General features: G+C 67.8%; 8 protein-coding genes. 6 read left to right on the top strand and 2 right to left on the bottom strand.

The window, feature by feature from the left end; genetic code table 11:
* The 4 genes from AB0M95_RS37590 to tgmC all read left to right on the top strand — a co-directional run.
* Positions 1-651, top strand: a 651-nt coding sequence (locus AB0M95_RS37590) for a hypothetical protein (RefSeq protein ID WP_363775467.1), incomplete at its 5' end; no start/stop codon positions are given.
* 694 nt (positions 652-1,345) lie between these two features.
* The gene (gene tgmA / locus AB0M95_RS37585; RefSeq protein ID WP_358526205.1) at positions 1,346-1,615 is read left to right on the top strand and encodes a putative ATP-grasp-modified RiPP; all 270 of its coding nucleotides are present in this window, start codon (positions 1,346-1,348) and stop codon (positions 1,613-1,615) included.
* Between the two features lie 15 nt (positions 1,616-1,630).
* Positions 1,631-2,578 (top strand): ATP-grasp ribosomal peptide maturase, encoded by a 948-nt coding sequence (tgmB, locus tag AB0M95_RS37580; RefSeq protein WP_358526203.1) that lies wholly within the window; start codon positions 1,631-1,633, stop codon positions 2,576-2,578.
* Positions 2,575-3,735, top strand: a complete 1,161-nt coding sequence (gene tgmC, locus AB0M95_RS37575; RefSeq protein WP_358526201.1) for an ATP-grasp peptide maturase system methyltransferase — start codon at positions 2,575-2,577, stop codon at positions 3,733-3,735. The genes tgmB and tgmC overlap by 4 nt, the downstream gene beginning before the upstream one ends.
* A 91-nt stretch (positions 3,736-3,826) precedes the next feature.
* Here the strand turns inward: tgmC and AB0M95_RS37570 are convergent, their stop codons facing one another.
* Together AB0M95_RS37570 and AB0M95_RS37565 are read right to left on the bottom strand one after the other, a co-directional pair.
* Positions 3,827-4,390: a GNAT family N-acetyltransferase gene (locus AB0M95_RS37570; protein ID WP_363775463.1), complete on the bottom strand. Its 564-nt coding sequence runs from the start codon at positions 4,388-4,390 to the stop codon at positions 3,827-3,829.
* A 16-nt stretch (positions 4,391-4,406) separates the two neighbouring features.
* Positions 4,407-5,864 (bottom strand): helix-turn-helix transcriptional regulator, encoded by a 1,458-nt coding sequence (locus AB0M95_RS37565; protein WP_363775460.1) that lies wholly within the window; start codon positions 5,862-5,864, stop codon positions 4,407-4,409.
* 123 nt (positions 5,865-5,987) lie between these two features.
* On the opposite strand from AB0M95_RS37565, the gene AB0M95_RS37560 reads away from it, so the two are divergent.
* Together AB0M95_RS37560 and AB0M95_RS37555 are read left to right on the top strand one after the other, a co-directional pair.
* A complete protein-coding gene (locus AB0M95_RS37560) occupies positions 5,988-7,682 on the top strand; it encodes an AMP-binding protein (RefSeq protein WP_363775457.1) in 1,695 nt (564 codons plus the stop codon).
* Positions 7,669-7,920, top strand: coding sequence for an acyl carrier protein (locus AB0M95_RS37555; RefSeq protein WP_358526194.1), 252 nt, complete (start codon positions 7,669-7,671; stop codon positions 7,918-7,920). The genes AB0M95_RS37560 and AB0M95_RS37555 overlap by 14 nt, the downstream gene beginning before the upstream one ends.
* Positions 7,921-7,940: the final 20 nt, after the last annotated feature.

The following is a 7,940-nucleotide window of genomic DNA, read 5'->3' as shown; positions in this document are numbered from 1 at the left end:
CGCAGGTTCGTCAAGGACGCCTCCGCCGCCCTGCGCGCGGCGATGCCGGGGGGCAAGCAGCTCGCCGTCGACGTGGTCGTCCCCGAAATGGGCTGTGGGGCCTCCGAGCCCTGCCAGGCCGCGCTGCGCGCCAAGTACCCGCTGATCACCCGGGCCAACGTCGAGAAGTACGTGCTCACCGGCGACGTCGACCACGTCAACCTGTCCAGCGGCCTGTTCGCCAGCGAGTACGCCACGTGGAAGATCACTCCGGACAAGGCGCTGCGCAACCAGTGGATCACGGTGCGGGCCCGCGGCTGGGACACCCGCGTGCACATCGGCGCCCGGGAGGTCGGCCTGGCACACAGCGGCGCGAGCAACCTCAGCTCCGCCCAGGCGGAGGCCGCGGCCAAGCTGCGCGTGGACCTGCCGCTGCAGGCGGGCGTGCAGACCGTCATGCTGTGGACGCACAAGCAGGACTGGGACGGCGCGGTCTGGCGCATCCTCGACCAGGGGCTCAAGACCAACAGCCTGTGGAAGGCGCTCCAGGCCCGCAAGGGGCTCGGCAGGCTCGCGGTCACCTTCGACGCCGGCGACCCCGAGAAGGGAGTGACGCAGGACCTCACCAAGCTCGCCGAGGTCTTCGACACGATCTACATCCACTCCCAGTAGAGCGAAGGTCCTACCAGGAAAGATCCCCGGCGGGACCTCCGCCATGTGGGACTCACCATGCATGCGTGGTTTGGGCGGATCCGGCGACTGCAGCCCAGATGCGCCGAGCTCGCCCTGGCGGTGTGCCCGGCCTTGGCCGACCAGGTGGTTCGCGCCACCGTGCCCCCGGCAGAACTGCTCGTCGACCGGCCTGCCGCTCCCTCAGCTCCGGCAGACATCGAAAGGCGGCACTGGCAGCTGACTACGAAGGCCCTGACCTCTGCGACACCGCTTCCACTACGGCAGGCGGGGCATCGGCTCCTTGACCCGGTTGCCCGATCTCCCCTCAACGCGGCTGGCCTGGGTGCGCAGCTTGGACGATGAGCGCGTGTGGCCGGACTGTGAGGTGATCCGGCTTCCGCCTGGGTGACCTTCGGCCTGCGGACCGCTTCCGCCCCTCAAGCTGGGCGGTGGTGCGGTGACTTACCCCCCAACCCGTGCCACCGCCCCGACCATCACGAGCAGGAATTCCACGAGTTTTATAACGCCACCGAGAACGGTGTTTTGTCATGCCAAATACGCTTTAAAAGAAGGATGACTGGGTGCTATATCTCAAATATTTTCAAGGCGGGTAGCTATGGACATCGCCCAGCAAAATCCGTAGCCTTTCAAACACCTGGAGACTAGACGGCGATAGCCGTGGAAGGGGAACGAGATGGATTTACCGGTGATACCGTGGGGTATCTCTCGCATGGCCCCGTATCCGCCGCCCGAAACGGTTCCCGACTATCGGGTCGTGTTGGACCCTGTCACGCAGACGGGCAACTGGGTGGACCCGACCGGCCAGATCATCGAGGCCGGAAAGCACGGGACCAACAAGGCCAAGCCGTCCGCGACGCAGGTGCAGTCGGGACCGGACGGAGGAGACGGCAAGCCACCGCCTCCGCCCAAACCCGACTCGACGACCGACTACACGCCGGACTGATCCTTGCAATCACCAGTGCTGACGGTCACCTGCCTGGATGATCCGACGGCCGATCTGGTGCTGGCCGAGCTGCACGATCGGGACATCCCGGTCGTGCGGTTCGACCCAGGAGCAGATTTCCCCGGCGATTCCGGCTTGGAGACCCGTTTCGGAGCAGACGGCATGTCCGGCTCGCTCACCACCGCGACACGCATGCTGGAACTTGCCAGTGTGCGATCGGTGTACTGGCGTAAGCCGACGCCCTACCGGCGCTCACCGTACCTGGACGAGCAGACCGGGCGGTGGACCGCCGACCAGTCGCGTTTCGGCTTGGGCGGCGTGCTGGCCACACTTCCCGGCGCGCTCTACCTCAATCACCCCTGGCGAATCCGCGACGCCGAGCACAAGCCCGTGCAGCTCGCAACCGCAGCCGCGTGCGGTCTCACCATCCCGCCTACCCTGATCACCAACAATCCCGAAAGCGCACGGACGTTCGCTGAATCCGGGCCGATCGTTTATAAGCCGTTGTGGGCGTCGGAATACATCGGCCCAGACGACGCGCCCCGGAACGTGTGGACGCAGACGGTCTCCCCAGAGGAGATGAATTCGTCCATCAGCGGCGCCGCGCACCTGTTCCAAAGGCGGGTTGATAAGATCGCTGACGTGCGGGTCACCGTGGTAGGGAAGGAGGTTTTCCCTGTCCGGATCGACGGCGCCTCCGGATTGGACTGGCGCCAGCATTACCCCGATCTTTCCTATACGCCCATCGAAACCCCGCCACCGATGGCCAGGGCGATACGCGCCTATCTCGACCGTTTCGGGCTGATCTTCGGAGCTTTCGACTTCGCCGTGGCCCCAGACGGCGAATGGATCTTTCTGGAGTGCAACCCCAACGGCCAGTGGGCCTGGTTTCCCGATCCGATCCCCGCCCGCATCGCCGCCGCTATCGCCGACCACCTCCAAGCCGCAAAGGATCGCGTATGACCATCCCCACCGAGTCCGCCCCTCAGCGCGCGGCGCTGGCCCACAAGCTCATCGAAGACGGAGCGCTCACCGATCCCCGGTGGCGGGCGGCGATCGAGGAGGTGCCCCGTGAGGTGTTCCTCGGCGAGGCGGTCTACCGGGCCACCGAGGGAGACGAGCGGGGGACGGCATGGGAGCCCGTACGGCGCGACCAGATGGACTGGGCCGACTGGCTACGCCTGGTCTACACCGACGAGACCTGGGTGACCCAGGTCGACGGCGTCCTAGCTGAGGCAGCACCGGGCCCCCTGTATGGCAGTCCGACCTCCTCTTCGTCGTTCCCCGGTCTGGTGGTCCGCATGCTGGAGGCGGCACAGATCGGCGACGGCGACAAAGTGCTGGAGATCGGTACCGGCACCGGCTATTCCACCTCGTTGATGTGCCACCGGCTAGGCGGTGAGGCCGTGACCTCCATCGAATATGACCTGAACGTCGCGCCCCGCGCCCGCCAGGCGATCGAGGCATGTGGCTACTCGCCGGCTCTGGCCGTCGGCGACGGGCTGGATGGCTACGACAAGAACGCCGAGTACGACCGGCTGATCGCGACCTGCTCGGTGCGCTTCATCCCTCCGGCCTGGATGTGGCAGGTCCGTGACGGCGGCACCATCACCACCCCCATGTGGGGCTGGATGAACGGCAACGCCCTCGCGCACATCACTCTCGCCGACGACGGGACCGCCTCAGGGCGATTCCATCCCTACAACGTCTCCTTCATGAATGCCCGCCCCCACGGACAGCCGCCGCGAGCGACCTACCTGCTCGGCATCGGGGGCGAGCGAGAGACCAGGATCGACCCGAACATCATCAACGACTGGACCGGCCGCTTCGTCGCCCAGCTCGCCGCGCCGTCGGCAGGGCTGATGGGCGCTGGCGACGACATGATCCTGCTGGACGTCGCCACCGGCTCACAGGCCAGCACGAGCAAAGCCGAATCCGGCGGCTGGACGGTACGCCAGCACGGCCCGTTGCGGCTCTGGGACGCAGTGGAAGACGCGATCGATCTGTGGCAGCAAGCCGGTTCCCCCCACCAGTCGGGGTTCGGACTCACCGTCGGCCGGACGAGTCAGTGGGTATGGCTCGGCGACCCCGACGGCCCCCGCTGGAACCTGCCCGTCTGAGCTGGGTGTCGGAGCGCCTTCGTTTGTGGAGTTCGGCAGATCTGTCCAGGACCCGCGCTGAAAACACCTGAGTGGGGTCGGGCACGGGCCCTTAGGACCTGAGCGGAAACGGCAGGATGAGCACGTCCATGAGCGGTGCGCCGGACCAGCCGGGGCGCAGCCGGGCGGCTTTGCGCCAGCCCCATCGGGTATAGGCCGTGTAGGCAATGGTGTTGTCAGGGCGGACGAGCAGAGTGGCGCGCTGTTCGGTGCGGTCGGCCAGGAGCGTGTCGTGCAAGGCGTGGGCAATGCCCTGGCCCCGCCACGCAGGCCGCACCATGATCTCCGACAGGGCGAAGGTGCGGCTGCCATCCTCGCGGGTGAAGCCGGGTTCGGGTTCGGATTCCAGGCCTTCCCACCACCTGTTCTGCACGGGGAGGGGCCAGCCCCAGATCTGACCGACCGGGGTGTCGTCGCAGTAGGCAAGGATCAGGTCGAACCCGTGGCGGCTGGTGTAGGCCTCGAAGCGGGTCATGAACGCTTGTTCGCTGTCGAACTCCTCTCCGGCGGCGATGCGGTCCGCGTAGGCGTCGCGGTGGATGTCGGCGACCAGGTCGCGATGTCGGCGGGCTTCGGCGGCGTCCATCTGGCGGAAGGTCACCTGGGCGGGGGGCATGTCGTCGCCTTTCTTGTCATGCAGCGGCAGGAGTCAGCTTGCGGGCCGCGACGTCGAACCGCTGGCGGAACTCCTCGCTTTGGGCTCCGGGGGTATGCAGAAGGGGGCGCAGCTCGTTGAGGACTCGCACGGAGGTGAGTTTGCCGCCCAGCTCGCCCAGGATCGTCATGCCTTGGGTAAGGGCGCTGTGGCTGTCGCCGGCAGTGGCCAGGGCGGCGGCGAGCCGGGCCTGGTAGTAGGCCAGGTCGCGGGGTGAACGACTGGAGTCGGTGAGCACGGCCTGGTACAGCCTTGCTGCGGTGTCGGGAGAGCAGAGCCGCAGGCTGCCCATCGCTTCATACCCAGCGATTTCCGAATGGGTGACGAACGCGGTCCAGTTTTGGTCGCTGTCGTGGGGGCCACGGTCGGCTTCGTTGCGGGCGCGGCCGATGGCGGCGTGGAAGGCGGCTGCGTCGCCGAGTTGGGCGTAGGCCAGTGCCTGGCGCAGCCAGATCAGCGTGTGCAGGGCCGGGGAGGGGATATGGCGGGCGACCTGGGCGGCGCGGTCAGCCAGGCGCAGCGCCTCGCGGGCACTGCCGCGCCGTCCGGTGATGCGGGCCAGGTGGGTGGCCTGCTGGGCCATGTCGAGGTAGATGTGCACCAGCAGATAGTTGTCGCCGACGCTCGCGGCCAGCAGCGCGGCCTCGGCATACAGCGATCGTGCCAGGTGCTGGTCACCGGAGTCGTAAGCGAGCCAGCCGCCGACCTCTCCGAGGTCGGCGGTGACCGCCAGCAAATCCCGTCCGGTGTGCTCGGCGTAGTCGTATTCGTCCAGCATGGCCCGGGCGCGGGCGAACAGGGCGGTGGCATGAGGCAGCAGAGCGGCGCCGCCGATCGCGCCGTCGGCGCGACGCAGCCGTTCCAGGCTAGCCCGCAGGTATCGCACATGGCCTTGGTCGATCCGCTTGGGCGGGAGCGCCATGTGCATCAGCATGGTGCTCATCGCCAGGCTAGAGGTCATCATGAAGTGTCGGCGGTCAGGTGTTGCGTTCATTGCCACGACATCTCCCCAGAAAGCGGGCTGTTGGTCGCTTTCCAACTTGGCATCTGCGCGACCGATGATCAGCGGCAGAAGAACCTGGCGTGGCATGCCGAGCAGGTCGGCGATCCGGAGAATCTCCCGGATGTCGTGGAAGGTGTCACGTTTGCGTCGTTCGACCTTGGTCACCACCGACTGCGACCAGCCCAGTAGTGCCCCGAAGTCCAGCTGGCTCATTCCGGTGGCACCGCGCAGGATCGCCAGCACCGCAGCCATGTCGGCGCGGGCCAGGGCCTGGCGCAGGGGCGCTGAATCCCAGATCCACACTGGTGCCGCTCCGGTGGCCTCACGGGCGGCGGCCAAGCAGGGTCCGCACAGCGGGTCGTGGTTGTAGCGGCTCAGCCGTGTGATGCGGCATGCCGGACAGACCCGATCGACTCGCTGCTCCTCGACCATACGCGTCGTCCCTGCCGTCGGCGTCACATGCGTTTTACCCACGGTAACGCGAGCCGACCACTCGATGAGGCCAATGTGGCCTGATCGACTGTGCCGGCGGTAAGCCGTATCGGCGTTGGGTCCATGATGCGGAGCGGTCACGCTCTCCCACAGAGCCGCGAATCGCCGCGCCCGCGAGCAGGAAAAGAAGCAGCTTCCGGCTCGCCAGTCGGCACGCCTCACCGATCCCCATGCAGAAGGGGTGTAGCGATGCAGCCCGCCATTCCCGGACGGTACGTCGAGCTCTTACCTGATCAGGCCCCTTCGGACCTGGAGACCTTGCCAGATCTGGTCCGGTGGGCAGCTGGGGCGTACAGCGAACAGCCAGCGGTCATCGGAGCCGCGGCCCTGAGTTACGGCGAGCTACAGGCTATGGTCGATGTGGTCGCCACGCAGCTGCTGACCGTAGGCATGGCGCCCGGGGGCGTCGTAGGCGTCGCCTCCGGCCGGTCGTACCTGGCGCCAGCACTCATCCTCGGCATCATGCGATCCGGCGCGGTCTACCTTCCGCTGGACCCACTCTATCCGGACGTTCTACTGGAGGCGATGGTCCAGGCGGCGGATGTCGGCACCGTCATCGTCGACCGGGCAGCCGCCGGTCGTGTGCCCACTATGCGAGCCTGTGTCATCGAAGCAGCTTCGCTGCTCTCGCGCGGTCGTTGCGGCACGTCGCTGCCCGCCGTCGATCTGTGTGGCGGGGCGTATGGCATGTTCACCTCTGGATCCACTGGAGCACCCAAGGGTGTCCTGCTGGGGCATGCCGGTCTGGGTGAGTACGCCCGGGCGCTGCCTGGCCGCGTCGGACTGGGCGCCGGGGACCGGTGCCTGGGGGTAGCACCATTGGGCTTCTCGTCCTCGGTTCGGCAACTGCTGCTGCCGCTCGCTGTGGGGGCGACTGTGGTGGTTCCCACCGACGGGCAGGTGCGCACGCCCTGGGAGCTCGCCGATCTGATCCAGGCGGAGCGGGTGTCGCATCTGGATGTGACGCCGTCTTTTTGGAGGGCGTTTTTGGACGCGCTGCCGGAGAGCGATGCGTGCCGGATGCTAGCCGGGGTGCGCCGCGTGCTGTTCGCCAGCGAGTCTCTGGACGTGCCGCTGGCGAACCGCACCCGGCGGCTCGCCCCGCACGCCCGGCTGTGGAACATGTACGGCTGCACCGAAACCACCGGCATCGTTACCGCCTACGAGGTCACCGGCAGCGAACCCGAGGACGCTGCGGTACCGATCGGCACCGCGCTGGACCACGTTATGGTCTCGGTGGCCCTCGCCGATGACGGCCCGAGCTGTGCCGGGTCCGGGCAGATCGTCGTCACCGGCCGCGCCGTGGCCCTCGGCCCTCTCAGCCGTGGGACCACTGCGGGATCGGCATGCGCGGTGCGGCGGCTTGAGACCGGCGACCGCGCCGAGGAGATCGCGGCCGGGCTGGTGTGGCATGGCCGCGGCGACCGCGTGCTCAAGGTCCGCGGGATACGGGTGACAGCCGAGAGTGTCGAACAGCAACTCCTCGCCCACGACCAGGTACGACGAGCCGCCGTCGTGGCCGCCACCGAACGCGGTCTGATCTGCACGGTCGAGCCCGCCCCCGAGACACGCGAGCCCGACCCCGGGCGGCTGATCTCGTGGCTGAGGCAGCGCCTGCCTGGCCACATGGTGCCCGCCGAGATCACCGTGACGACCGACTGGCCGCTGCTGCCCAACGGCAAGACCGACTACCGGCAACTTGCCGCCCGCCATCAGACCGACGACCGCACAGCAGGGGGCCTCGATGCCGACCACTGACGACGCCGACGCACCGGAGGTGGACGTGCGCGAACACGTCCGGAAGCTGTGGCTGGGCATCCTCCCCGACGGCACGAGCGGGACGTTCGCCGAGGCCGGCGGCGACTCGCTGTCCGGGCTGCGCCTTCTCGGCGCGATCCACAAGACCCTCGGCATCCGCGTTCCCTTCGGCGACCTCAACACCGCCGCGAGTGTGGAGGACTTCGTCGATCGCGTCGCGCGCCGGACCACCGGATAGCCCCGGTGACACGGTCCTGC

Origin of the sequence: Sphaerisporangium sp. NPDC051017, from assembly GCF_040683095.1 — a bacterium.
Classification (GTDB): domain Bacteria; phylum Actinomycetota; class Actinomycetes; order Streptosporangiales; family Streptosporangiaceae; genus Sphaerisporangium.
Note: the sequence above shows the minus strand (reverse complement) of the source record. Positions and strands in the feature narration are given on the sequence as shown.